General features: G+C 67.2%; 23 protein-coding genes and 1 tRNA gene. 7 read left to right on the forward strand and 17 right to left on the reverse strand.

Features of this window, described 5'->3' with window-relative positions:
* The first annotated feature begins 240 nt into the window (after positions 1 to 240).
* Positions 241 to 1,605 carry a sigma-54-dependent Fis family transcriptional regulator gene (locus F788_RS0111505; protein WP_019021994.1) on the forward strand — a complete coding sequence of 455 codons (1,365 nt, stop codon included), beginning with the start codon at positions 241 to 243 and terminating at the stop codon, positions 1,603 to 1,605.
* Positions 1,606 to 1,638: 33 nt separating this feature from the next.
* Here the strand turns inward: F788_RS0111505 and F788_RS0111510 are convergent, their stop codons facing one another.
* Together F788_RS0111510 and rluB are read right to left on the reverse strand one after the other, a co-directional pair.
* Positions 1,639 to 2,310: an endonuclease III domain-containing protein gene (locus tag F788_RS0111510; RefSeq protein WP_019021993.1), complete on the reverse strand. Its 672-nt coding sequence runs from the start codon at positions 2,308 to 2,310 to the stop codon at positions 1,639 to 1,641.
* A 3-nt stretch (positions 2,311 to 2,313) separates the two neighbouring features.
* A complete protein-coding gene (gene rluB, locus F788_RS0111515; protein ID WP_019590249.1) occupies positions 2,314 to 3,243 on the reverse strand; it encodes a 23S rRNA pseudouridine(2605) synthase RluB in 930 nt (309 codons plus the stop codon).
* A 55-nt stretch (positions 3,244 to 3,298) separates the two neighbouring features.
* On the opposite strand from rluB, the gene moaB reads away from it, so the two are divergent.
* Entirely contained in the window at positions 3,299 to 3,862 is a 564-nt protein-coding gene (gene moaB, locus F788_RS0111520; RefSeq protein WP_019590250.1) for a molybdenum cofactor biosynthesis protein B, read from the forward strand.
* Between the two features lie 54 nt (positions 3,863 to 3,916).
* Here moaB and F788_RS0111525 read toward each other — a convergent pair whose 3' ends face one another.
* From F788_RS0111525 to F788_RS0111535, 3 genes are read right to left on the reverse strand one after another with little or no spacing between them, the layout of a single operon-like run.
* Complete coding sequence (locus tag F788_RS0111525) at positions 3,917 to 5,701, reverse strand: N-acetylglutaminylglutamine amidotransferase (RefSeq protein WP_019590251.1); 1,785 nt, start codon at positions 5,699 to 5,701, stop codon at positions 3,917 to 3,919.
* A 3-nt stretch (positions 5,702 to 5,704) separates the two neighbouring features.
* Positions 5,705 to 6,613 (reverse strand): LysR family transcriptional regulator, encoded by a 909-nt coding sequence (locus F788_RS0111530; RefSeq protein WP_018869328.1) that lies wholly within the window; start codon positions 6,611 to 6,613, stop codon positions 5,705 to 5,707.
* Positions 6,601 to 6,981: a hypothetical protein gene (locus tag F788_RS0111535; RefSeq protein ID WP_028491127.1), complete on the reverse strand. Its 381-nt coding sequence runs from the start codon at positions 6,979 to 6,981 to the stop codon at positions 6,601 to 6,603. The genes F788_RS0111530 and F788_RS0111535 overlap by 13 nt, the downstream gene beginning before the upstream one ends.
* 59 nt (positions 6,982 to 7,040) lie before the next feature.
* Between F788_RS0111535 and sohB the strand changes: the two genes are divergently transcribed.
* Complete coding sequence (gene sohB, locus F788_RS0111540; protein ID WP_019590252.1) at positions 7,041 to 8,255, forward strand: protease SohB; 1,215 nt, start codon at positions 7,041 to 7,043, stop codon at positions 8,253 to 8,255.
* Positions 8,256 to 8,334: 79 nt separating this feature from the next.
* Positions 8,335 to 8,835: a DsrE family protein gene (locus tag F788_RS0111545; RefSeq protein ID WP_018869325.1), complete on the forward strand. Its 501-nt coding sequence runs from the start codon at positions 8,335 to 8,337 to the stop codon at positions 8,833 to 8,835.
* An 89-nt stretch (positions 8,836 to 8,924) separates the two neighbouring features.
* On the opposite strand, the gene F788_RS0111550 is transcribed toward F788_RS0111545, so the two are convergent.
* The 11 genes from F788_RS0111550 to F788_RS0111600 form a co-directional block, all read right to left on the reverse strand.
* Positions 8,925 to 9,001: transfer RNA gene (locus F788_RS0111550), tRNA-Pro, on the reverse strand.
* A gap of 70 nt (positions 9,002 to 9,071) precedes the next feature.
* A complete protein-coding gene (locus F788_RS0111555) occupies positions 9,072 to 9,428 on the reverse strand; it encodes a MerR family transcriptional regulator (protein WP_019021987.1) in 357 nt (118 codons plus the stop codon).
* Positions 9,412 to 9,711: an integration host factor subunit alpha gene (locus F788_RS0111560; protein WP_024329755.1), complete on the reverse strand. Its 300-nt coding sequence runs from the start codon at positions 9,709 to 9,711 to the stop codon at positions 9,412 to 9,414. Before F788_RS0111560 ends, F788_RS0111555 begins: the two co-directional genes overlap by 17 nt.
* 3 nt (positions 9,712 to 9,714) lie before the next feature.
* Positions 9,715 to 12,081 (reverse strand): phenylalanine--tRNA ligase subunit beta, encoded by a 2,367-nt coding sequence (pheT, locus tag F788_RS0111565; RefSeq protein ID WP_019590253.1) that lies wholly within the window; start codon positions 12,079 to 12,081, stop codon positions 9,715 to 9,717.
* Positions 12,081 to 13,109 carry a phenylalanine--tRNA ligase subunit alpha gene (pheS, locus tag F788_RS0111570; protein WP_019590254.1) on the reverse strand — a complete coding sequence of 343 codons (1,029 nt, stop codon included), beginning with the start codon at positions 13,107 to 13,109 and terminating at the stop codon, positions 12,081 to 12,083. The genes pheT and pheS overlap by 1 nt, the downstream gene beginning before the upstream one ends.
* Positions 13,110 to 13,239: 130 nt before the next feature.
* Positions 13,240 to 13,599 (reverse strand): 50S ribosomal protein L20, encoded by a 360-nt coding sequence (gene rplT / locus F788_RS0111575; RefSeq protein WP_018869320.1) that lies wholly within the window; start codon positions 13,597 to 13,599, stop codon positions 13,240 to 13,242.
* A 20-nt stretch (positions 13,600 to 13,619) separates the two neighbouring features.
* Complete coding sequence (gene rpmI / locus F788_RS0111580; protein WP_018869319.1) at positions 13,620 to 13,820, reverse strand: 50S ribosomal protein L35; 201 nt, start codon at positions 13,818 to 13,820, stop codon at positions 13,620 to 13,622.
* 101 nt (positions 13,821 to 13,921) lie between these two features.
* Positions 13,922 to 14,443 (reverse strand): translation initiation factor IF-3, encoded by a 522-nt coding sequence (gene infC / locus F788_RS0111585; RefSeq protein WP_081621759.1) that lies wholly within the window; start codon positions 14,441 to 14,443, stop codon positions 13,922 to 13,924.
* 15 nt (positions 14,444 to 14,458) lie between these two features.
* The gene (gene thrS / locus F788_RS0111590) at positions 14,459 to 16,381 is read right to left on the reverse strand and encodes a threonine--tRNA ligase (protein ID WP_019590255.1); all 1,923 of its coding nucleotides are present in this window, start codon (positions 16,379 to 16,381) and stop codon (positions 14,459 to 14,461) included.
* Between the two features lie 156 nt (positions 16,382 to 16,537).
* Complete coding sequence (locus F788_RS0111595; RefSeq protein ID WP_081622835.1) at positions 16,538 to 17,383, reverse strand: flagellar motor protein MotB; 846 nt, start codon at positions 17,381 to 17,383, stop codon at positions 16,538 to 16,540.
* Positions 17,384 to 18,193, reverse strand: a complete 810-nt coding sequence (locus F788_RS0111600) for a motility protein A (protein ID WP_018869315.1) — start codon at positions 18,191 to 18,193, stop codon at positions 17,384 to 17,386.
* A 103-nt stretch (positions 18,194 to 18,296) separates the two neighbouring features.
* On the opposite strand from F788_RS0111600, the gene F788_RS0111605 reads away from it, so the two are divergent.
* On the forward strand, positions 18,297 to 19,292 hold the full coding sequence (locus tag F788_RS0111605; protein WP_231372052.1) for a serine/threonine protein kinase: 996 nt from the start codon (positions 18,297 to 18,299) through the stop codon (positions 19,290 to 19,292).
* Between the two features lie 18 nt (positions 19,293 to 19,310).
* Here F788_RS0111605 and ppk2 read toward each other — a convergent pair whose 3' ends face one another.
* Entirely contained in the window at positions 19,311 to 20,144 is an 834-nt protein-coding gene (gene ppk2, locus F788_RS0111610; protein WP_019590258.1) for a polyphosphate kinase 2, read from the reverse strand.
* Between the two features lie 137 nt (positions 20,145 to 20,281).
* Here ppk2 and F788_RS0111615 point away from each other — a divergent pair, with 137 nt between their 5' ends.
* Positions 20,282 to 20,806 (forward strand): NfeD family protein, encoded by a 525-nt coding sequence (locus F788_RS0111615; RefSeq protein ID WP_019590259.1) that lies wholly within the window; start codon positions 20,282 to 20,284, stop codon positions 20,804 to 20,806.
* The gene (locus F788_RS0111620; RefSeq protein WP_018869311.1) at positions 20,803 to 21,798 is read left to right on the forward strand and encodes an SPFH domain-containing protein; all 996 of its coding nucleotides are present in this window, start codon (positions 20,803 to 20,805) and stop codon (positions 21,796 to 21,798) included. Before F788_RS0111615 ends, F788_RS0111620 begins: the two co-directional genes overlap by 4 nt.
* Positions 21,799 to 21,832 lie beyond the last annotated feature (34 nt).

A 21,832-nucleotide genomic window follows, 5' to 3' on the forward strand; every position in this document is an offset into this window, starting at 1 on the left:
GGCTCGTTCATGTAGCGCGGCTACACTTCACTCACCGCGCCTTGTCAGCGCGCAAAAGCGACTCGAGCACGAACGCGTATACGGGGCAGTGTCTCCCTGGGCGCCACGAACCTTCGGGTTCGTGGCGTTTTTTGTTTGCGGAGCACCGGAACACGATGCGGGAACATGACTCCAACCGGGAACACGGGAGACACTGCATCGCGCAGGGACCCATTCCCGGACACCGGAGCCGTCAGCATCGTGAACGAAAAGTTGCCCACAGAATCCGTGCCTCAATGGACACGCGGCCTGGACCGCGACGAGGTGGTCAGCATCCTCGACGTGTTTCAGGAGCCCGCCATCCTGCTGTCGCCGGATTACGACATCCTGGGTGCCAATCAGGCCTATCGGCATCTGTACGAGGTAGATGCCGGGGGCAACGGGCAACGCTGCTACGAAGCCTCGCACGACTTCCGGCGGCCCTGTGACGAAGCGGGCGAGACCTGCCCTCTGCGTGACACCCTGGCCACCGGCAAGCCCAACCGCACGCTGCACGTCCACCACACGGCTCGCGGCAAGGAACACGTGGACGTCGAGATGTTCCCGATCCACGGTTCCGACGGCAAGCTGCGCTACCTGATCGAGGTCCTGCACCACCTTCCGGTCTCGTCGCCGCAGGCCGGGGAACAGGGGCTGGTCGGACAGTCCGCCGCCTTCAACGAGATGCTGGGGCTGGTCAGCCGGGTCGCGCCCAGCGAGGCATCGGTGCTGCTGCAGGGCGAGTCGGGCACCGGCAAGGAGCTGGTGGCCCGTGCCGTGCACGACCAGAGCCGCCGCGCGGAAGGCCCGTTCGTGCCGGTGGAATGCTCCGGCCTGACCGAGACCCTGTTCGAAAGCGAGCTCTTCGGCCATGAACGCGGGGCCTTCACCGGGGCCACCCATGCCAAGGCCGGGCTGGTGGAGTCCGCCGCCGGTGGCACGCTGTTCCTCGACGAGATCGGCGACGTGCCCCACGGGCTGCAGGTCAAGCTGCTGCGCCTGCTGGAGACCCGGACCTTCCGGCGGGTGGGCAGCACCGAACCGCGGCGCGCCGATTTCCGCCTGGTCTGTGCCTCGCACCGTGATCTCCGCCAGCTGGTCCGCGAAGGGGAATTTCGCGAGGACCTCTATTACCGGCTGAGCACCTTTCCCATTCGCGTACCGCCGCTGCGCGAACGCAAGGCCGACATCCCGATCCTGTCCCAGGCCCTGTTCGAGCGCCTCGAACTGCCGGCCCGCCCGTATCTCAGTCAGGGCGCGCGCGAGGTGCTGGAACGCTATCCCTTCCCCGGCAACATCCGCGAGCTGCGCAATATCCTGGAACGCGCCGCGCTGCTCAGCGACGGCGAGGAGATCCGTGCGGAACACCTGGGCACCGAGGTGACCGAAGGCGTCGACGACCGCGATCTGCCGCCGCCGCGCGCGCTGGCCGGCGGCGAGATCCGCCCGCTGGAGGAAGTGGAACGCGAATACCTGCGTTACGCGGCCACCGTGCATCGGGGCGACCGGCGCTCGCTGGCGGCGCGTCTGGGACTCAGCGAGCGCAGCCTGTACCGGCACCTGCAGCGGCTGGATGACGACCTCTGAGCCGCACCCGCCGGTGCCGCTCCGCGTGGCGCATCAGCCCGTGACAACCCCGTAACAGCGATCCCCCAGCGGACAGCCGTCGCACAGCGGCCGTGGCCGACAGCGCTGTTTGCCGTGCTCCACGATCAGCGCATGCAGTTCGTTGAACGCCACGGTATCCGCACCCAGCTCGGCCTCCACCGAAGCCCGCAGCGTCTCGTAGCCGTCCCGCGCATGCGGTCGCCCGAGGCGTTCGAACAGTCGCCGGGTGTAGGCATCCACGACGAACACCGGGCGGTGGAAGGCGTACAGCACGATGTCATCGGCCGTTTCCGGACCGATGCCCTTCACCCCCAGCAGGGCCTCCCGCAGTGACCCGGTCTCCAGCGCAGACAGCGCCTCGATCCCGCCCGTCCGCTCGAGGAACGCCAGCAGGTGCCGCAGGCGCCCGGCCTTGACGTTGTAATACCCCGACGGGCGGATCCGCTCGGCCAGTTCCTCCGGCTCCAGGGCCGCCATCCCCGCCGGCGTCAGCGCATCCGCCTCGCGCAGGGCCGCAAGCGCGCGCTCCACGTTGCTCCAGGCCGTGTTCTGCGTCAGCACCGCCCCGACCATGACCTCGAACGCGGTCTCGGCGGGCCACCAGTGCAACGGGCCATAATGCGCATGCAGCCGCTCCAGCACCGTACGGCAGTCCGGCGCCGCGGTGTCAGTCCCGTCGATCATGAGTCAGCGCCCCGGCCGGCCGCGTCCGCTGCGCGCTCCCCTGCCCTGGCGCGCGCCGGGCTTGCCGGATTTTGCGGTCTTCGCCCCGGCACCCGGACGTGACGAACTCCAGCCCTCGCCCTTGTCGCGACCACCGGCTGCCCCGCCCTTTTTCTTTTTCGGCCGTGTGCCGCGACGTTTCTGCGGCGGCTGCAGGTTCTCCGGCACATTCAGCCCCGCCTCGCGATACAGCGCGGCCACTTCGCCCACCTCGAGGTCACGCGCAGCGCCCGATTTCAGCCCGCGCCCCAGCACCACCGGACCGTAGCGCACCCGGATCAGGCGGCTGACCGTGACCCCGACCGCGTCCCACAGGCGCCGCACCAGGCGATTACGCCCCTCGCTCACGATCACGTGATACCACTGGTTCGCCCCGTCGCCGCCACCGGCCTCCAGCGCATCGAAACGGGCCGGACCATCCTCCAGTTCAACGCCCTCCAGCAGCATCCGCCGGGTCTCTTCCGGGACTTCCCCCAGCACGCGCACGGCATATTCACGTTCCATCGCACCGGCCGGATGCATCAGGGCGTTGGCCAGTTCGCCGTCGGTGGTGAACAGCAGCAACCCGGAGGTGTTGAGGTCCAGGCGGCCCACCGCAACCCAGCGCTGGCCCTTGAGCTTCGGCAGGCTGGCGAACACCGGACGCCGTCCCTCGGGATCGGAGCGCGAACAGATCTCGCCGACCGGCTTGTGATAGGCGATCCAGCGATGCGGATATTCCGGTCGCGTGACCACGCGGCCGCGCACCCGGATCACGTCATCCGGACCCACGCGATCCCCCAGCGCGGCGGTGCGCTGGTTGATCTGCACCTCGCCGCGTTCGATCCACCCCTCGATCTCGCGCCGCGAACCCAGCCCGCGGGCCGCGAGGACCTTCTGTACCCGTTCCTGCATCGAGTCCTGCCACTGTTTATGATGACCGCCCACGATACACCAAGCGGAAACCGCCATGAGCACGCACACGCCCGAAGCCGGTGATAACGCCGGCCGTGAGACCGGGGATGCCGTCACCACGCCCCTGAACATCGCCATACTGACCGTCTCCGACAGCCGTTCCACCGCCGAGGACCGCTCCGGGGACGCGCTGGTGGAACGGCTGGAAAAGGCCGGCCATCGGCTCGCGGAGCGCGACATCCGGCCGGATGATATCTACGCCCTGCGCGCGGTGGTTTCGCGCTGGATCGCGGACCCGCAGATCGACGCCATCCTGACCACCGGGGGCACCGGCATCACCGGCCGCGACGGGACACCCGAGGCGGTTTCGGTGCTGCTGGACAAGACGATCGAAGGCTTCGGCGAGCTGTTCCGCATGCTGTCGTGGGAAGATATCGGCACCTCCAGCCTGCAGTCGCGCGCCCTGTCCGGCGTGGCCAACGGTACTTACATCTTCGTGCTGCCCGGCTCCACCGGCGCCTGCCGCACCGCCTGGGATCGCATCATCCGCGCCCAGCTCGACGACCGCACCATGCCCTGCAACCTGACCATGCTGATGCCGCGCCTGAAGGAAATCTGAGGCGGGTGGGAGGTCAGCCCCCTGACCGATCCCCTGCCCGCTCCGGCACGGCATTCAGCCATCCACGTGGACCTGCAGCCAGTACTCCAGCAGCGCCGCGTGCCACAGCTTGGAGCCCTGGATGCGGGTGAAATACTGGTCCGGGGCGTCCAGCAGCTTGTCGATGTAGGCCGGCTGATACAGTCCGCGCTCGCGCGCCGCACGCGAGTTGAGGATGTCGCGCATGAACTCGAGGAACTCGCCGCGCACGTATTTCAGGGCCGGCACCGGGAAATAGCCCTTGGGCCGGTCCAGCACCGTGTCCGGCAGACGGCCGCGGGCGATGCGCCGCAGGACGTCCTTGCCGCCGTCGCCCAGTTTCAGATGCGGTGGCATCGCGGCGGCGGTCTCCACCAGCTCGTGATCCAGGAACGGCACCCGCGCCTCCAGCCCGAAGGCCATGGTCATGTTGTCCACGCGCTTGACCGGGTCGTCGACGATCAACGTGGTCACGTCCAGCGCCAGTACCGCGTCGATGAACGAGTCCGCACGGTCGGTCTCGAACTGGCGGAACTGCTCGCGCAGCCAGTCCCCGGTGATGTCGTCCGCCGGCGGATGACGCAGCATCTCGGCCATCTCCGGGTGATCGCGGTCGAAGTAGTGCCGGCGGAATCGCTCGACCCAGTCGCCGTGGCGGTCCTCCGCCATCCGCGGGTACCAGAAATAGCCGCCGAACACCTCGTCTGCCCCCTGGCCCGACTGCACCACCTTCACGTGCTGCGAGACCTGTTCGGACAGCAGATAGAAGGCCACCGCATCCTGCCCGAACATCGGCTCGGCCATGGCCTCCACCGCCTCCGGCAGCCGTGCGAGCACCTGATCGTTGGGGATCAGCGTGGCCTGATGATCGGTCGCGTAACGCTCCGCCACCGGATCGGAATACTCGAACTCGGAGCCCTTTTCTTCCGGCTGGTCCTCGAAGCCGACAGTAAATGTCCGCAGATCCTGCGCACCCTCCTCCATCGCCAGCGCAACCAGCAGCGAGGAATCCAGGCCGCCCGACAGCAGCACCCCCACCGGGACGTCCGCCACTTCCAGTCGGCGGCGCACCGCGCGGCGCAGGCCGTGTTCGATGCGCTCCTGCCATTCCGCGTCGCCGACCGCTTCCGCCGGGCGCCGGGCCTGCAGTTGCCAGTAACACTCGCGGCGCTCCTGGCCGCGCGCATCGATGGTGATGTAATGACCGGGTTCCAGCTTGCGCACGCCCCGCAACACCGTACGCGGCGCCGGCACCACCGCATGCAGCGAGAACAGCATGTGCAGGCCCTCGGGATCCAGCTCGGTATCCACGCCGCCGCCGGCCAGCAGGGCCGCGGTATTGGAGGCAAACCGGACCCCGTCGCCGGTGCGCGCGAGATACAGCGGCTTGATGCCCATGCGATCGCGTGCCAGCAGCAGGCGCTGGTGTTCCCCGTCGAACAGCGCGAAGGCAAACATGCCGTGCAGCCGCGCCACCACGCCCTCGCCCCATTCGGCATACCCGCGCAGGATCACCTCCGTATCACCGCTGGAGAAGAACCGGTGACCGCGCCCCTCGAGCTCGCTGCGCAGCGCGCGGAAGTTGTAGATCGCCCCGTTGAACACCAGAGATAGCCCGGTCTCGGGGTCGAACATCGGCTGATGCGCCCGCTGCGACAGGTCCAGGATGGACAGCCGCCGGTGTCCCAGCGCCACCCGGCCCGAGGCCCACAGGCCATCGGCATCCGGGCCGCGGCGTTCCAGACAGGGCAGCATGCGCGCGACCGCATCCGCGTTCGCGCGCCATTCGCCCCAGACAAATTCTCCGGCGATTCCGCACATGGGTTATGGATCCATCCCGGTCGAGGTTGGCGAAGTTTGAAAGGCCGTGCGCAGCGCGTCAGCCAGCGCCCGCCCGGCGACGCCGGCCGCGTCACCATCGGCAAGCGTCAGATAGAACGGGACGCGCACACGCCCGCCCGCCTCCAGCGGCAGTTCCGTCAGGCGCCCGGCGTCCAGATCCGCGGCGACCCGGTCCAGCGGGACCCAGGCAAACCCGACCCCGGAACGCAGCACCTCCAGCACCGTGGACACATGCCCCACGGTCCAGCGCTGATCGGCGTCCAGCCAGCCGCCTTCACCGTTGCCACGGGCACCCGAATCGCGCAGCACCACCTGGCGGTGCGGGCGCAGATTGCGACGCGTCAGGGGAGCGCCGGAGGTCGCCAGCGGGTGCCCCGGATGAGCGACACACACCATGGTCTGTTCCCCGATTTCCTGCGCCAGGAAATCCGAGGGCACCTGGGGCGCCAGCAGCATGTCCACGCGCCCCTGCTCCAGGCGCTGCGGACCGTCCTCCAGCACCACCTCGTGCAGCTGGATGCGGGTCGCCGGCTGTTCGCGCGAAAACGCCTCCAGGGCGTGGATGACCCGCGCGGCGGGGATGATCTGCTCCACCGCCAGGTGCAGTTCCGATTCCACACCGGTGGCCAGCGCGCCGGCCAGGGCCTCGATGTCCGCGGCCTCCTCGAGCAGGTGTTCCGCGCGCCGCAGCAGCGCATGGCCCGCCGGCGTCAGTTCCGCCTTGCGGCCCTGCAGCTCGAAGACCTCGACCCCCAGCTGTTCCTCCAGCTTCTGCACCGCGTGATTCACGCTGGAGGCGCTCTTGTGCACCCGCTCGGCGGCGCGGGCGAAACCGCCCGCATCCACCACCGCCTTGAGCATGCGCCACTGCTCGAGGGTTACCCGGGACATCCGCAGTCCGGGCTGTGCGTGCGCGCATGCCATTCCGCACGCATGCGCTCCACCGCCCGCGTCCCCAGCAGGACCACGTGCACGGTCGACGGATAGATGGTGCCGGCCGCACGCCATTGCTCGGCAAGCTCGGGCTCCTCGCCCCGCCGGATCAGGAAGAAGTCACGCCCCTCTTCCAGCTCACCCTCGCGGGCCCGGAACATGCGGAACGCCGTGCCCTTGGGCTGGCCGTTCCATTCGTCGACCTGACGCAGCGTCAGCACCGGCACATCGCGGTAGACCACCGGCTCGGGTTCCGGCCCGCCGGCATCCTCGCAACCATGAAAACGACCCGGAGCGCGCGGGTCCCAAGCGTCAGAAGCAATCATGGTGGCATTATGGCACGCACAGACGATGCGTCGACCACCCGCCGACCCCGAGGAATCGCATGGAACTGCTGCAGGATTACGGACTGTTCTTCGCCAAGGTCGTCACCGCCGTCATGGCGGTGCTGATCCTGATGAGCGCCTTTGTCGGGCTGATTGCCCGCAGCCGCGAGCGCCGGCCCGACCAGCTCAACGTCAAACGCCTGAACGACCGCTACGCACGCATGGAAAAGACCGTGCGCCGCGCGGTGGAAGGCCCGCGCACTCGCCTGCAGCGCCTGCGAGACCGCCTGCGCCGGCGCCGCCACCCCGGACACGCCTTTGATGGCAATGGCAATGGCAACGGCCAGGGCAACGGGACCCCCGATGGGTCGCCGGAATCCGCCGGGAAAAGCGACGCCGACACCGCCGAATCGCCGGCCGACCCGTCCGCTTCTTCCGCACCCGGCGGAAAGCCGGTCAGCGAATCACCCACCGTGATCGAACTTGAACACGAAGAGGCCCCCGCGCCGCGGGTGTTCGTGCTGCGTTTTCAGGGCGACATTCGGGCGTCGGCGGTGGACAACCTGCGCGAAGAAATCACCGCCGTACTCACCCTGGCCGAGCCCGGCCGCGACCAGGCCGTGGTGTGCCTCGAGAGCCCCGGTGGCATGGTGCCGTCCTACGGGCTGGCCGCCTCGCAGCTCGGACGCCTGCGCGAGGCAGGGCTGGATCTCACCGTGGTGGTCGACCGCGTGGCCGCCAGTGGCGGCTACATGATGGCCGCGGTCGGCCATCGCATCGTCGCCGCCCCGTTCGCCATCCTCGGCTCCATCGGGGTGGTGGCGCAGATCCCCAACCTCCATCGCTGGCTCGACCGCCACGACATCGACTTCGAACTGCTGACCGCCGGGGACTACAAGCGCACCCTGACCGTGTTCGGCGAGAATACCGACGCCGCCCGGCGCAAGTTCCAGGATCACCTCGACGAAACCCACGAACTGTTCAAGCAGTTCCTGCAGCGCTACCGCCCGCAGCTGGAACTGGACCGGGTCGCCACCGGCGAACACTGGTACGGGGACCAGGCCCGCGCCCTGGGGCTGGCCGACGAGATCGGCACCAGCGACGACCTGTTGATGAAACTGGCGCGTGACGCCGAGGTCTTCGAGGTCTCCTATACCCGCGCGCAACCGATCGGCCGGCGGATCGGCATGGCCGCCGAACAACTGCTGGAACGCGTGCTGCACGCCCGCAGCCCCGAAGAACACGCCCGCGGGCCGGGCGAGCCCCCACGCTGACGCACACGCTGACGGAATGGATCCGGCCCGTCCATGCGTCTTGCTGGTATAGCCAGCCCACATTGCAAGGGAGAACGTGATGTCCGCACACGCAAGCCGTATCGGTCCGCTCGCCAGCCTGGTCGCCGGGGCACTCCTGCTGGGCGCCCCGCTGACCGCCCCGGCACAGGACGACATGCCCTGGGGCTCCGCCGAGGTCAACCAGAAGGAGTACGAACCGGCCCGCGTGGTATATGACGTGGCCGTGGATACCGCGGACGAGATGGATTTCGTCCTCGACCGCGTCAGCATGCTCAACAACGTCTACGAGGCCGATCCGTTCGATTCACACATCGTGCTGGTGCTGCACGGCCGCGAGGTGCCCTTCTTCACCCGCGATCAGTTCGATGAACATCGTGACCTGATGCGCCGCGCCGAGTCCCTGACCCGCGCCGGCAACATCGACATCCGCATGTGCGAGGCCTCCGCCGCCCTGCGCGGCATCGAGCCCGAGGACGTGCACGGGTTCGTGGAGATCGTCCCCATGGCCGACTCCGAGATCATCCACCTGCAGCAGGAAGGGTATTCCTACATGCAGTGAGCACCCGGCTTCCCGACTGCGGCCAAACTGCAGATCGGAGGACACAAAAAAGGCCGCCGGGGCAAACCCCGGCGGCCTTTTGGCTGTATTGGTCGGGACGGCAGGATTTGAACCTGCGACCCTCTGCACCCCATGCAGATGCGCTACCAGACTGCGCTACGCCCCGAACGCGACATATGGTAATCGAGTGCGGCCGATCGCGAAAGGGGGGCGATCCCGGGTGGCCGCCGCATGGCTCAGTTCCGCAGCACCTTCAGTACCGACTCCAGCTCCTGGATCGTGTCCTGGATGATCTGCCGGGCCTGCTGGTGATCCTCGCGCGCCTCATCCCCGGAGAGCTTCTGCCGCGCGCCGCTGATGGTATAGCCTTCTTCGTACAGCAGCGCGCGGATCTGGCGGATCAGGATGACGTCCTGACGCTGGTAGTACCGCCGGTTGCCGCGCCGCTTGACCGGCTCCAGCATCGGGAACTCCTGCTCCCAGTAACGCAGCACGTGCGGCTTGACCAGGCACAGCTCGGCGACTTCCCCGATGGTGAAATACCGCTTGCCCGGGATCGCCGGCAGCTCCTGGTGATTACTCGCTTCCAGCATAGCTCTCGACCCGTTCGCGCAGTTTCTGGCCCGGGCGGAAGGTCACGACCCGGCGCGCGGAGACCGGGATCTCTTCGCCGGTCTTGGGATTGCGCCCCGGGCGCTGGTTCTTGTCGCGCAGCACGAAATTGCCGAACCCCGAGAGTTTCACGCCCTCGCCGTCTTCCAGCGACTGCCGCATCTCCTCGAAGAACATTTCGACGAATTCCTTGGCCTCGCGCTTGTTCAGGCCCAGTTCCTCGTTCAGCGTGGCGGCCAGATCCGCCTTGGTCACAGCTGCCATCGATCAGTGCCTCAGGGTCGCATTGAACCGGCTTTCGAGGTGCGCCACCACCGCATCGGTCACGGCGGTCACATCGGAGTCATCAAGCGTGCGATCAAATGCCTGCAAAATCAAGCCCAGAGCCAGACTCTTCTCGTCCGGATTCAGGCCCTTGCCCTGGTAGACATCGAACAGCCGGACGTCACGCAGCAGCTCCAGCTCGAGTTCGCCGATCGCCGCCAGCAGATCCCCGGCAGGCACGTCCTCCTGCACGACCAGGGCCAGATCCCGCCGGATCGAGGGATAAGCCGACAAGGGCCGGAACTGCGCTACCGGGTCGGTACTGACGGTCCGTGCATCCAGGTCGAACAGGAACACCGGCGCCCCGAGGTCGAAGCGCTCCGCCAGCGACGGATGCAGCTTGCCCACCCATCCGATCGCCTGTTCACCGGCCAGCACACGGGCACTCTGACCATCGTGCAGCGCGGGATGCTTTTCCGCGCGGAAACGCAACGGCTCCGCCAGGTTGCCGCAAAGGGTCTCCACCTCGCCCTTCGCGTCGAAGAAGTCCAGCTCGCGGGATGCCGTCTCCCAGTGCTCGGGCATGGCCCGTCCGCTCAGCAGCCCGGCCAGCCGGGGTTCCTGGGACAGACCGGAAGGCCCGGGCACGAAGCGCAGGCCGTGTTCGAACAGCCGCAGGTCGTACTGCTGCCGGGCCGTGTTCCATGCGGCCGTGCTCACCAGCCCCGGCCACAGGCCGGGGCGCATCACGCTCATGTCGGAGGCGATGGGGTTGGCCAGTGCCAGCGGCTCCACCTCGGGATAGAAGCGCTGCGAGACCTCGCGGTCGATGAAGCTGAAACTGATCACTTCGTGGAACCCGCGCCGGGTCAGGCCTTCCCGCAGCGCCTTCAGGCCACCCGGCGGCGTCACCGGCGGCACCGCGCCCGGCAGGGTGCGCGGCAGACGGTCATACCCGTGCACCCGCGCCAGTTCCTCGATCAGGTCTTCCTCGCGCTCCAGGTCGAAGCGCGCACGCGGAGCCAACACCCGCCAGGTGCCGTCGCCACCGGGCTCCACCACGCAGTCCAGCGCCCGCAGGATGCGCTCCACCTCACCGTCCTCCAGGGCGACCCCGAGCAGACGCTCAATGCGTCCGGCGCGGAGGGTGATCGGCCGTTCATCGTGCGTCGACGGGATGTCGCCGGCCGTCTCCACGGGCCCGCAGGCGCCGCCGCAGATCGCCAGCAACAGCTCGGTGGCCCGCTCCATCGCGCGCGGCACCAGAGTGGGATCCACACCCCGCTCGAAACGGTGCGACGCATCGGTATGCAGTCCGTGTTCGCGCGCCCGGCCCGCCAGCGCACGCGGCGCGAAATGGGCACATTCCAGGACCACCCGGGTCGTCTCGTCATCCACCGCCGAAGCCGCTCCACCCATGATTCCGGCCAGCGCCAGCGGCTGTGTCTCTCCGGCAATCACCAGGTCCCGTGGCGACAGCTCCACCGTCTGCTCGCCGCCCAGCAAGGTCAGGGACTCGCCCTCGCCGCCCCGACGCACGCGAATCACTTCGCCGGCACGGTCGGCATCGAAGGCATGCAGCGGCTGACCCAGCTCCAGCATCACGTAGTTGGTCACGTCGACAATCGCGGAGAGCGGGCGCACCCCGGCCCGGCGCAGGCGTTCGGACATCCACAGCGGCGTGGGTGCCCGGGCATCCAGACCCTCAAGGATCCGCCCCGAATAGATCGGACAGGCCTGCGCATCGTCGACGGTCACGCGCACACGTCGATCCAGCGTCGCCTCCACCGCGGGCGCCGGGCGGACCTGCAGCGGCCGGTCCAGCAGGGCCGAGCACTCGCGGGCGATCCCGCGCATGCCCAGACAGTCCGCGCGATTGGGCGTCAGGTCGACCTCCAGCACATGATCATCCAGCCCCAGCGCCGTGCGCAGGTCGCTGCCGACTTCCAGGTCCGCGGGCAGATCCAGGAGGCCCTCGGCGTCCTCGGCCAGGCCGATCTCGCGTGCGGAACAGAGCATCCCTTCGGAGGCCACGCCGCGCAGCTTCGAGCGCTTGATGCGGAACTCGCCCGGCAGCTCCGCCCCGACCACCGCGACCGGCGCCACCATCCCCGTATAGACATTGGGTGCGCCGCAGACGATGTTCAGCGGTTCGGCCTCGCCCGCCTCCACCTGACACACCCGCAGGCGATCGGCGTCCGGGTGCGGCTCCACCGCGGTGACGCGGCCAACCCGCACGCCGTGGAACGCCGGCGCCGCCGGCTCGATGGCGTCCAGCTCCAGCCCGGCCATGGTCAGCCGGTGCCCGAGATCCTGCGGGGTCTCGTCGATCTGCAGCCAGTCCTGCAGCCATTCGATACTGATGCGCATTAGCCTGCCTGCCCGAATTGCCCGATGAAGCGGATGTCGTTGTCGAAGAACAGCCGGAGGTCATTGACGCCGTGGCGCAGCATGGCCATGCGCTCCACGCCCAGGCCGAACGCGAACCCGGTGTATTCCTCGGGGTCGATCCCGACATGGCCCAGTACGTTGGGATGCACCATCCCGCAGCCCATCACCTCGAGCCAGCCGGTGTGCTTGCATACGCGGCAACCGTCGCCGCCGCAGTGCACGCACTGGATGTCCACCTCGGCCGAGGGCTCGGTGAAGGGAAAATACGACGGCCGGAAGCGCGTGGCCAGGTCATCGCGTTCGAAGAAGCCGCGCAGAAACGCATCCAGGACCCCGCGCAGATCGGCAAAGGTAATGTCCTCGTCCACGCACAGCCCCTCGATCTGATGGAACATCGGGCTGTGGGTCAGATCCGAATCGCAGCGGTAGACCCGCCCCGGCGCGATCGCCCGCAGCGGCGGTTTCTGCTGTTCCATCGCGCGAATCTGCACCGGCGAGGTATGCGTACGCAGCACGCGGTGGGCATCGAAGTAGAACGTGTCGTGCATCGCCCGCGCCGGATGATGCGCCGGGATGTTCAGGGCCTCGAAATTGTGGGTGTCATCTTCCACTTCCGGGCCCTCCGCCACGCGGAACCCGAGACCGGCGAAGAAATGCTCGATGCGTTCGATGGTCGACGTGATGGGGTGCAGTGCCCCGCCCGCCGGCCGTCGCCCCGGCAGGGTTACGTCCACCCGTTCGCGCGCCAGCTGCGCCTCGCGTTCGGCCTCGGCCAGCGCGGTCCTGCGCGCCTCGATGGCCTCCGCCACCCGTTCCTTGGCCGCGTTCACCGCCTGTCCCGCGGCCGGACGTTCTTCCGCCGGCAGCCGTCCCAGCTCCTTGAGCTGGGCGGTCAGCACGCCCTTCTTGCCCAGATAATGGACCCGAACGTCATCCAGCGCCTTGAGGTCCGTGGCGGCCTCGACACGCGCCAGCGCCTCGTCGGTCAGCTCCTGCAATTGCTCCACGTACTATCCCCTTTGCAAACAAAAAAGGGAGGGCCTGAACCCTCCCCTTTCGGGATTCCCACATGATCCGGGATTGCCGGCCGTCCCCTCCTCGCGCGGAGGGCCGGGACGGCGGTGATCCTGCGGGATCTCAGGCCGCCTGGGCGGCTTTCGCCTGTTCGGCCAGCTTGCCGAAAGCGGTCAGATCGTGCACCGCCAGATCGGCCAGCGACTTGCGGTCGATCTCGATGCCGGCCTTCTTCAGACCGCTCATGAAGCGGCTGTAGGACAGGTCGAACTGCCGCGCGGCGGCGTTGATGCGGACGATCCACAGCGAACGGAAGTCGCGCTTTTTCTGGCGACGGTCACGATAGGCGTACTGGCCGGCCTTGATGACCGCCTGGTTGGCAACGCGATAGACGTTCTTGCGTGCCCCGTAGTACCCCTTCGCCTGCTTGAGGACCTTCTTGTGACGGGCGTGAGCGGTTACACCGCGCTTGACTCGTGGCATGTCTCGATTCCTCGGTCAGTTCAACGATGGTTGGGCAGCATCTTGCGCACGGCGGCCGTATCGGCCTCGTGCACCATCGCCGGGCTGCGCAGGTGACGCTTACGCTTGGTGGACTTCTTGGTCAGGATGTGGCTGCGGTGCGACTGGAACCGCTTGTACTTTCCCGACCCCGTACGGGTGAAGCGCTTGGCCGCACCCCGGTTCGTCTTGATCTTCGGCATTTTCTGCTCCGGCATTTGGGACCGGTTCCCCGCAGGGCCGGTCGTTTGTGAAAAGGGCGATCAGGTATGCGGAGACCCGCCGCCCCTTGTCGATGTCGGCCCTACTGCTTCTTGCGGGGCGACATCACCATGATCATCTGACGTCCTTCCATCTTGGGGCGCTGCTCCACCACCGCGATGTCGGTCACGTCCTGCTCGATCTTGTCCAGGAGCTGATTGCCCAGCTCCTGGTGGCGCATCTCGCGCCCGCGAAAACGGATGGTGACCTTGGCCTTGTCACCATTCTCCAGGAAGCGCCGCAGATTGCGCAGCTTGACGTTGTAGTCGCCCTCGTCCGTCCCGGGACGGAACTTCACTTCCTTGATCTGGATCTGCTTCTGCTTCTTCCTGGCTTCCTGCGCCTTTTTCGACTGTTCGAACTTGTACTTGCCGTAATCCATGATCCGGCAGACCGGCGGTTCGGCGTTCGGCGAGATCTCCACCAGGTCCAGCCCCGAGTCGCGGGCCATGTCGAGGGCCTCTTCGCTGGTGGTGATCCCCCGGTTCTCGCCTTCGGCGTCGATCAGCCGGATTTTCGAACTCGTAATCTGATCGTTCAGGCGAACGGTTTTCGCTGCGCTAATGGCCTTTTCTCCAGTTCAGGTTCCGGTGCCCCGGCTGGTCACCTCTTTCCCGAGGCGTTCGCTCAGTTCATCCAGGGACATGGTACCGAGGTCTTCGCCGTCGCGGGTACGAACCGCGACCTTGCCCTCTTCCATCTCCCGGTCTCCGAGCACCAGCAGGTACGGCACGCGCTTAAGCGTGTGCTCGCGGATCTTAAAGCCGATCTTTTCGTTTCTCAAGTCGGGCTCGACGCGAAAGCCCTGCTCGCGCAGCCGCCGCGCCACGTCCCGGGCGTAATCATCCTGGCGTTCGGTAATGGTCAGCACCGATGCCTGCACCGGGGCCAGCCAGGTCGGGAAATGCCCGGCGTAGTGCTCGATCAGCACGCCGAAGAAGCGTTCCACCGATCCCAGCAGGGCGCGATGGATCATGATCGGGCGGCGCCGCTCGTTGTCCTCGGCGACGTACTCCATGTCGAAACGCTCGGGCAGATTGAAGTCGAGCTGGATGGTCGAGCACTGCCACTGGCGGCCGATCGCGTCGTGGATCTTGATGTCGATCTTGGGGCCGTAAAAGGCGCCGCCGCCCTCGTCCAGGCTGTATTCCAGCCCTTTCTTCTCGATCGCACCGCGCAGGGCGCGCGTTGCGTGGTCCCAGATCTCGTCGGATCCCACCGCGTCATCCGGCCGGGTCGACAGGTTCACGTCGAAATCCTCGAAGCCGAAGGTACGCAGGGTCTCCAGGGTGAGGTCGATCACGCCCATCACCTCGTCCTCGATCTGGTCCTCGCGGCAGAAGATGTGGGCATCGTCCTGGGTGAAGCCGCGCACGCGCATCAGGCCGTGCAGCGCCCCGGACATCTCGCGGCGGTACACCGTACCCATCTCGCCCCAGCGGATCGGCAGATCGCGATAGGAATGCAGCCGGTCCTTGTACATCAGCACATGGAACGGGCAGTTCATCGGCTTGAGCTGGAACGCCTGGTGCTCGTCCTGCATCGGCTCGTACATCGAGTCGGCATAGAACTCGGCGTGGCCGGAGGTGTGCCACAGCTCCAGGTTGGCGATATGCGGGGACACGACGAAGTCGTAGCCGGCCTTCTCGTGCATCTCGTACCAGAAGTTCTCGATCTCGCGGCGGATGCGCGCGCCCTTCGGGTGCCAGAACACCAGACCGCCGCCGGCCTCGTCCTGGATGGAGAACAGGTCCAGCTCCGCGCCGATCTTGCGATGGTCGCGGCGTTCCGCCTCTTTCAGGCGATGAAGATGCTCTTCCAGCTGCTGCTTGTTCGGCCACGCGGTGCCATAGATGCGCTGCAGCATCTCGTTGTCGGAATCGCCGCGCCAGTACGCCCCGGCCACGCTGGTCAGCTTGAAGGCCTTCAGCTTGCCGGTGGACGGGATGTGCGGGCCCCGGCACAGGTCGATGAAATCGCCCTGACGGTACAGCGAGATGGTCTCGCCCCGCGGGATGGATTCGATGATCTCGGCCTTGTACTCCTCACCCATGTTGCGGAAGTACTCCACCGCTTCGTCGCGGTCCATGGTCGAGCGCTCCACCGGCAGATCCTGCTTCGCCAGCTCCTTCATGCGCTTCTCGATCTTTTCCAGATCTTCCGGCGTGAAGCCGCGGTCATACGCGAAGTCGTAGTAGAACCCGTTCTCGATGGTCGGGCCGATGGTCACCTGGGCATCGGGAAAGAGTTCCTTGACCGCCTGCGCCATCAGATGCGCGGTGGAGTGGCGGATGATCTCCACGCCTTCCGGATCGCGGTCGGTGACGATCGCGACCTCGGCGTCGTCGTCGATCTCGTGGCGCACGTCCACCAGTTCGCCATTCACCTTGCCGGCGACGGCCGCCTTCGCCAGGCCGGTGCCGATATCCTTCGCCACGTCCATGATGGTGACGGGTTGATCGAACTCGCGGCGGCTGCCGTCGGGGAGGGATACTGCAGGCATTGCGAAACTCCTTCGCCGACCCATACGCGGGGTCGAACGTCGCTGATTCAGAAAATGAAATGAATTCGGATAACCTTCATGCAAAGGTTATCACGAACCCTGCCCGCCCCGACACGAATCCCGTGCCGACGGCAGGGCGGCGCCCCTGCGCCGCGACTACTCGCCCGCCGTTCCGTCGGCTTCGGGCACGGCCTCATCCAGCGGCACCGGCCCATTCGTCCCCGTGTCTCCCTCGATGATGTCAGTCGACCCCCCGCCCGGATCGGCGTCCTCGGCGTCCATCAGCAGCACGTCCACCCGCCGGTTGCGGGCGCGGCTTTCGGCATCCACGTTCGGGCGCAGCGGGCGGGTATCCGCATGGCCGGTGGCACGCATGCGGGCCGGCTCCACCCCGGTGTCCTCCATCACGTGCACCACCGAGACCGCCCGCGCGGTGGACAGATCCCAGTTGGAACGGAAACGTTCGCTGCGGATCGGCAAGTCGTCGGTATGCCCGGCAATCACGATCTGGCCCGGGGTCTCGGCCAGCACTTCGGCCACCCGTTCCAGCACCGGCACGAAGTCCACGTTCAGATCCTTTTCCCCGATCTCGAAGGCGGCCTGCTCCTCGAAGCGCAGCAGGATACCGGCGTCGTCTTCCGCCATGTCGATCAGCCCCTGCTCGAGCTCGTCCTGCAGGGCCTCGCGCAGGGCCTCGGTGATCTCGTCCTGCTCGCGGTATTCCGGTTCGGGTTCCGGCTCCTCGACGGTGCGCGGCTCCGGCGAGCGGCCTTCGAGGTCGATAACGGTGGGTTCCGGAATGGCGGGCACTTCCTCCTGCACCTCGGTGGAGCCCAGCACCTCGCGCAGCGAATCGGCCATCTGCTCGTACTTCTCCGCGTCGATGGTGGAAAAGGCGTAAAGCATCACGAAGAACACCACCAGCACCGCCATCAGATCGGCGAAGGTGGTCATCCAGCGCGGTGCGCCGCCCTCGCCTTTCTTGCTCCTGCGCACGGCCATCTACGAAGACGAACCCTGAGGCTGCCCCTCGGCCTGTCCCTGCTTTTCGAGCTCCTCGGCCGCCTTCTCGCGCTGCTTGCTGGGCAGGTACGGGAGCAGCATCTCCTCGATCATGCGCGAATTGAAGCCCTGGTGGATGCAGTTGACCGCATCCACGATCAGGTTCCGGGTGATGTGCTCGGAGCGCGCCCGCATTTCCAGATTGTCCGCGATGGGCAGGGCCACAAGCTGCGCGAAGATCGCGCCGTAAAGCGTTGTCAGAAGAGCCACCGCCATGCCGGGGCCGACCGCTTCCGGGCTCTCCAGGTTGCCCAGCATCTGCACCAGCCCGACCAGGGTTCCGATCATGCCGAAGGCGGGCGCCTGCTCGCCGATGGACCGGAACACCTTCTGTCCGGTCTCGTGACGCTCCAGCGACAGCTCCAGATCCTCGCGCAGCACGTGCTGGATGCGCTCGGGCTCGAAACCGTCCACCGACAGCTGCAGGGCCTTGGCGTAGAACTCGTTGGGGGTCTCCTCGTCCTCCAGTGCCAGCAGCCCCTTCTTGCGCGCGACCTGCGCCAGTTCCTTGGTGCGCTCGATCAGGGCACGGGGGTCATCCTCCTGGTGATAGAGGGTCTTCACCGCCACGCGGAACGAGCTCATCACGTGGCGGAAGGGGAACTTGATGAACGTGGCGGCCATGGTGCCGCCAAACACGATCAGCACCGCCGGAAGATGCCAGAAATCCGCCGCCTGACCGCTCAGGACAATGGCGCCGAAGATCACCGCCAGCCCCAGCACCACGCCGAAAAGAGTTGCCTTGTCCAAGTGGGACTCCGCAGAAAAAGACCTGGATGGAATGGCGTCATCCTAATATATGCGCTCGACCCGTGCGCGGCCGCACGGGTCGCGGCTGTGTCACAATCGCGCCATGAGCAGCCACCCCTACGACGCCCTGACCCCCGAATGCATCCTGGATGCGGTGGAATCCACCGGGCTGCGCTGCGACGGGCGGCTGCTGGAGCTCAATTCCTTCGAGAACCGGGTCTACCAGATCGGCACCGAGGGGGACGACGGCCGCTCGCTCCCGGTGATCGGCAAGTTCTACCGTCCCGGGCGCTGGAGCGATGCCGCCATCCGCGAGGAGCACGCATTCGCCCTCGAGCTGGCGGCGGCGGAGATCCCGGTAGTCGCCCCGCTGGCGGATGCCACCGGTGAGACGTTCCACGAACACGCCGGGTTCCGTTTCGCGCTGTACCCGCAGCGCGGAGGCCGCAGTCCCGATCTGGAACAGCCCGAGGTGCTGGAACGCATCGGACGCTTCATCGGCCGCATCCACACCGTCGGCGCCGCCGCCCCGTTCCTGCATCGCGAGGTCATGGACCTTGCCGGTCTGGCCACCGCGGCCCGCGAGGATGTCCTGTCCGGCGAGCATCTGCCGCCGGAGCTGGTATCGGTCTATCGCGACCTCAGTGCCGACCTGATCGAGCGTCTGCGGGACTTCGAGCCGATACTGGGCGAAGTCCCGGCGATCCGCCTGCACGGCGACACCCATCGCGGCAACCTGCTGTGGACCGACGCCGGCCCGCATTTCGTCGACCTCGACGATGCCCGCACCGGGCCCGCGGTGCAGGATCTGTGGATGTTCCTGTCCGGCGATACGCCGACCATGACCGGACAGCTGCTGGACCTGCTGGAGGGCTACGAGGACTTCCGGCCGTTCGACCGCCGCGAGCTGGCCCTGATCGCACCCCTGCGCGCGCTGCGGATTCTGCGCCATGCAGCCTGGCTGGCACGCCGCGCCGACGACCCGGCCTTCGTCCAGGGCTTCCCGGTGTTCTACACGCCCCGTTTCTGGGAGGAGCACATCCTCACGCTGCGCGAGCAGCGCGCCGCCCTCGACGAGCCCCCTCTGAACCTGCCCTGAAGCTCCTCGTACGCCCCGTCAGTAGCGTGCGGGGATGTACTTGCCCGTCAGCAGCGGGCCACGTGCTTCCTGGTCGTGGGCCCAGGCGCGCGGTCCCAGCTCCGGTTTCTCGGGTGGATGGTCGCTGTAAGGGATATTCTCGAGGATATCGGCGATGCAGTTGAGCCGCGCGTGGCGCTTGATGTCCGCATCCACCATGCGCCATGGGGCATGCGCGGTATCGGTATGGCGCAGCATGTCGTCCTTGGCCTTCGAGAATTCATGCCACAGCTCGCGCGATTTCAGGTCCATGGGCGAGAGCTTCCAGCGCTTGACGGGGTCCTCCACCCGCGCCTGAAAGCGGCGTTCCTGCTCCTGTTCGCTGACCGAAAACCAGTACTTGTACAGCTCGATGCCGTCTTCCACCAGCAGTCGCTCGAACGTCGGACAGGCATGGAGAAAGCGCTGCACCTCTTCTTCCGAGGCGAAGCCCATCACTCGTTCGACCCCGGCGCGGTTGTACCAGGAACGGTCGAACAGCACGATCTCGCCCGCAGTCGGCAGATGCGCGGCATAACGCTGGAAATACCACTGCCCGCGTTCGTGGTCCGAGGGCTTCCCCAGCGCGACGGTACGCACGATGCGCGGGTTGCTCTTCTCCATGATGCGCTTGATCACCCCGCCCTTGCCGGCCGCGTCACGGCCCTCGAACAGGATCACCACGCGGCGGCCCTCGGCCTTCACGCAGCGCTGCAGCTTGATCAGCTCCACCTGCAGCCGCCGCAGCTCGCGTTCATAGACCTTGCGCCGCAGCACGCCTTCCTTGTTGTAGTCCTCGGCATCAAAGCGCCGCAGGCGTTCCCCGTCCGCCATCTGCTGTCTCCGGCCATCAAAACCCGCAGTATGGCAGCCCGTACGGGGCGCGGGCATCCACTCGGGACCGTGACCATGCATTGCAAGCCCGTGCCGAGTCGGGCAGGGTCGAACCACGCAACGGAAGGAACCGAATCATGGCCGACATCGCCTCCTGGGCCGGGGCCCTCGATCCCTGGCAGATCTGGCTGCTCGCCGCCCTGCTGATCCTGATCATCGACCTCGCCATCCTCGGCGGGCTGATGTCCGGCGGTGGCGGCATCACCCTCGTACTGGCCGGCGGCGCCCTCGGTGCCATGGTGGCCGCCGCCTTCGGTGCCGAACTGGCCGGCCAGCTCAGCGCCGGCGTGGTCGGCATGATCCTGGCCGGCGCCCTGGCGTTCTGGGTCGGCCGCCGCTGGGCCGGCCGCCCGCAGCAGGGGCCGCCGGATGATCCCCGGGTGCGCGACGAGATCCTGCACCTCGAACCCTACAATGGAGGGCTCGGCGTGCGCGTGCTGGGCGATGCCTACCCCGCCCGTCCCGAGGATCCGCAGCAGACCCTGCAGGAAGGCGACGCCGTGCGCATCCAGCGTTTCCAGGGTATCACCGCCGTGGTCCGGCCTGCCGGCGACGACCCCGGCACCCACTCCAGCCACACCAACGAAGGGAATCCCGCATGAATACGCTCATCACCCTGATCGCCATCGCCGTCCTCGTGGCGGTCTTCCTCAGCATGGGGATCACCATGATCCCGCAGCGCCGCGCCCAGGTGATCGAACGCCTCGGCAAGTACCACCGCACCCTGGAGCCGGGCCTGAACCTGATCATCCCGTTCATCGACCGTCCCCGGGCGATCACGATCCTCACCTTCAAGAACGACCAGCCGGTGGTCCGCACCGAGGACAAGATCGACATGCGCGAAGTCGTGCTGGACTTCCCCAGCCAGTCGGTGATCACCCAGGACAACGTCGGCGTGCAGATCGACGGCGTGCTCTACTACCAGATCATGGACCCGCAGGCCGCGGTCTACGGCACCGAGAACCTGGTGCTGGCGATCCAGACCCTCGCCCAGACCTCGCTGCGCTCCGAGATCGGCACCATGGAGCTGGACAAGATCTTCGAGTCGCGCCAGGAGATCAATTCGCGCCTGCAGACGGTGATGGACGAGGCCGGCAACAAGTGGGGCCTGAAGGTGAACCGCGTGGAGATCCGCGACATCGACACCCCGCAGGAGATCCGCGAGGCGATGAACCAGCAGATGGTCGCCGAGCGCAACCGCCGCGCCACGGTGCGCGAGGCCGAGGGCTACAAGGAAGCCGAGATCCAGAAGGCCGAGGGTGACAAGCAGGCGGAGATCGCGAAGGCCGAGGGCCAGAAACAGGCCGCCATCCTGGTGGCCCAGGGCGAGAAGGAGGCCATCCAGAACGTCATGGCCGCCCTCGAGGGCAAGGCCGACGACCCGATGGCCGGCGTGCAGTACCTGATCGCGCAGCGCTACATCGAGATGCTGCCCGAACTGGCCAAACAGGGCGACCGCGTGTTCGTGCCGATGGAAGGCACCGCCCTGCTGGGATCACTGGGCGGCATGCGCGACCTGTTCGGTGCCGGAGCGATGTCCAGTGTCGACAGCCCGGCCGCACCGGTGACCGGCTCCCCGACGCAGGGCAGCTGACGCCGCGCCCACCCGGCAGGCGCAAAGCGGTCGG

Origin of the sequence: Thioalkalivibrio sp. ALE10, from assembly GCF_000381385.1 — a bacterium.
Lineage (GTDB): Bacteria > Pseudomonadota > Gammaproteobacteria > Ectothiorhodospirales > Ectothiorhodospiraceae > Thioalkalivibrio.

Excerpts from the sequence above, each read along its gene's own strand:
- F788_RS0111510 (WP_019021993.1), bottom strand. The coding sequence starts at position 2,310 with ATGATCGACGGGACTGACACCGCGGCGCCGGACTGCCGTACGGTGCTG.
- rluB (WP_019590249.1), bottom strand. The coding sequence starts at position 3,243 with ATGCAGGAACGGGTACAGAAGGTCCTCGCGGCCCGCGGGCTGGGTTCG.
- moaB (WP_019590250.1), top strand. The coding sequence starts at position 3,299 with ATGAGCACGCACACGCCCGAAGCCGGTGATAACGCCGGCCGTGAGACC.
- F788_RS0111525 (WP_019590251.1), bottom strand. The coding sequence starts at position 5,701 with ATGTGCGGAATCGCCGGAGAATTTGTCTGGGGCGAATGGCGCGCGAAC.
- F788_RS0111530 (WP_018869328.1), bottom strand. The coding sequence starts at position 6,613 with ATGTCCCGGGTAACCCTCGAGCAGTGGCGCATGCTCAAGGCGGTGGTG.
- F788_RS0111535 (WP_028491127.1), bottom strand. The coding sequence starts at position 6,981 with ATGATTGCTTCTGACGCTTGGGACCCGCGCGCTCCGGGTCGTTTTCAT.
- sohB (WP_019590252.1), top strand. The coding sequence starts at position 7,041 with ATGGAACTGCTGCAGGATTACGGACTGTTCTTCGCCAAGGTCGTCACC.
- F788_RS0111545 (WP_018869325.1), top strand. The coding sequence starts at position 8,335 with ATGTCCGCACACGCAAGCCGTATCGGTCCGCTCGCCAGCCTGGTCGCC.
- F788_RS0111555 (WP_019021987.1), bottom strand. The coding sequence starts at position 9,428 with ATGCTGGAAGCGAGTAATCACCAGGAGCTGCCGGCGATCCCGGGCAAG.
- F788_RS0111560 (WP_024329755.1), bottom strand. The coding sequence starts at position 9,711 with ATGGCAGCTGTGACCAAGGCGGATCTGGCCGCCACGCTGAACGAGGAA.
- pheT (WP_019590253.1), bottom strand. The coding sequence starts at position 12,081 with ATGCGCATCAGTATCGAATGGCTGCAGGACTGGCTGCAGATCGACGAG.
- rplT (WP_018869320.1), bottom strand. The coding sequence starts at position 13,599 with ATGCCACGAGTCAAGCGCGGTGTAACCGCTCACGCCCGTCACAAGAAG.
- rpmI (WP_018869319.1), bottom strand. The coding sequence starts at position 13,820 with ATGCCGAAGATCAAGACGAACCGGGGTGCGGCCAAGCGCTTCACCCGT.
- thrS (WP_019590255.1), bottom strand. The coding sequence starts at position 16,381 with ATGCCTGCAGTATCCCTCCCCGACGGCAGCCGCCGCGAGTTCGATCAA.
- F788_RS0111595 (WP_081622835.1), bottom strand. The coding sequence starts at position 17,383 with ATGGCCGTGCGCAGGAGCAAGAAAGGCGAGGGCGGCGCACCGCGCTGG.
- F788_RS0111605 (WP_231372052.1), top strand. The coding sequence starts at position 18,297 with ATGAGCAGCCACCCCTACGACGCCCTGACCCCCGAATGCATCCTGGAT.
- ppk2 (WP_019590258.1), bottom strand. The coding sequence starts at position 20,144 with ATGGCGGACGGGGAACGCCTGCGGCGCTTTGATGCCGAGGACTACAAC.
- F788_RS0111615 (WP_019590259.1), top strand. The coding sequence starts at position 20,282 with ATGGCCGACATCGCCTCCTGGGCCGGGGCCCTCGATCCCTGGCAGATC.
- F788_RS0111620 (WP_018869311.1), top strand. The coding sequence starts at position 20,803 with ATGAATACGCTCATCACCCTGATCGCCATCGCCGTCCTCGTGGCGGTC.